General features: G+C 75.5%; 1 protein-coding gene. It reads right to left on the reverse strand.

The genetic code is table 11. The features are described from left to right. Positions 1-322 precede the first annotated feature (322 nt). On the reverse strand, positions 323-1,591 hold the full coding sequence (locus ACFWR9_RS36995; RefSeq protein WP_383850401.1) for an aspartate aminotransferase family protein: 1,269 nt from the start codon (positions 1,589-1,591) through the stop codon (positions 323-325). Positions 1,592-1,725: the final 134 nt, after the last annotated feature.

Raw genomic sequence — 1,725 nt, forward strand, 5'->3', positions numbered from 1 at the left:
GGGGGGGGGGCCCCCCCCGCGGGCCCCCGCGCGCCCCCCCGCGCCCCCCACCCCGCGCCGCTTATCTCGGGGTGGGTGGGGGTGTGGTTTTTGGGGACCCTCGGGCCCCCCGGCCCGGGCGCCCGCCCCCGGTCTGCGTGTGCTCCGGTCGGCGTCCGCCGCACGGCGGCGGCGGTCGCCGGGTCACCGGTCCGCCGCCCCGGCGTATCGGCCCCGACATGCGGACCCGGTCCGCCGCGCCCAACGTGCCGGCCGCGGCATGCGGACCCGGTCCGCGCGCACCGGAACGCCTGCCGGCCTCACGACGACGGCGGCCATCGGATCACCGGTCCGCCGCTCCCGACGTGCCGGCCTCGACCGCGGCGGCCCAGGCCCGCAGGCCCTCGTCGACGGCCGTCTCGTCGATCACCAGCGCCGGGATCATCCGGACCACCTGGTTCCAGGCTCCGCAGAGCAGCAGCAGAAGGCCCTCGTCGACCGCGGCCCGCTGGACCCGGGCGGCGGTCCCGGGGTCCGGTTCGCCGTCCTCGGTGACGAACTCACTGGCCAGCATCAGTCCCAGGCCCCGTACGTCCCCGATGGCGGGCGTCCGCGCCGCCACCTCCTCCAGTCCGCGGCGCAGGCGCGCGCCCATGGCCTCCGTGTTCTCCACCAGTTTCTCGTCGCGTACGACGTCGAGGGTGGCGCAGGCCGCCGCGCAGGCCACCGCGTTGGCGCCGTACGTGCCGCCCTGCGAGCCCGCCCAGGCCTTGCCCATCAGTTCCTCGGAGGCCGCGATCGCGGACAGGGGGAAGCCGCTGGCCAGGCCCTTGGCGGTGATCAGGATGTCGGGGGTGACGCCGAAGTGCTCGTGGCCCCAGAACCGGCCGGTGCGGCCCACGCCGGTCTGCACCTCGTCCAGGATCAGCAGGAAGCCGTGGCGGTCCGCGCGCTCGCGCAGGCCCTCCATGAAGGCGCGGGTCGCGGGGACGTAGCCGCCCTCGCCGAGGACCGGCTCGACGATGACGGCGGCGGTGTCGGCGGGCGAGGTGATCGTCTGGAGGGTGTAGTCCAGCTCCTGGAGGGCGAAGCGGGTGGCGGTCTCCTCGTCCCAGCCGTAGCGGAAGGCCGTCGGGAAGGGGGTGACGACCACGCCGCTCATCAGCGGCGAGAAGCCGGACCGGAAGCGGGTGCCCGAGGTGGTCATGGACGCGGCGGCCACGGTGCGGCCGTGGAAGCCGCCGTGGCAGACCAGCACGTTGGGGCGGCCGGTGGCCTGGCGGGCCAGGCGCAGTGCCGCCTCCACCGCCTCGCTGCCGGAGTTGGTGAAGAACAGGCTGTCCAGACCGGCCGGCAGCACCTCGCCGAGCTTGTCGACGAGGCGCCGCAGCGGCTGGTGCATGACGGTCGTGTACTGCCCGTGGACCAGGGTGCCGACCTGCTCCTGGGCGGCGGCCACCACCCTGGGGTGGCAGTGGCCGGTGCTGGTGACGCCGATGCCGGCGGTGAAGTCCAGATAGCGGCGGCCGTCCTCGCCATGGATGTGGACGCCCTCGCCCCGGACGGCCACCACGGGCGTGGCCTGGCGAAGGTGCGGCGACAGTGCGGTCATGCTCGTCTCCCGGCGTGATCGTCGGTCAGCTGCGGTCCCCCGATCCTTCCCTCCCCGGCGGGCCCGCCAACGCGTGATCTGTCCGGCGGGGGCGCGGTATCCGGACGTTGTGTCAACCGTCCGGCGCCGCGCGC

The organism is Streptomyces sp. NPDC058534 (assembly GCF_042717365.1).
Classification (GTDB): Bacteria; Actinomycetota; Actinomycetes; order Streptomycetales; family Streptomycetaceae; genus Streptomyces.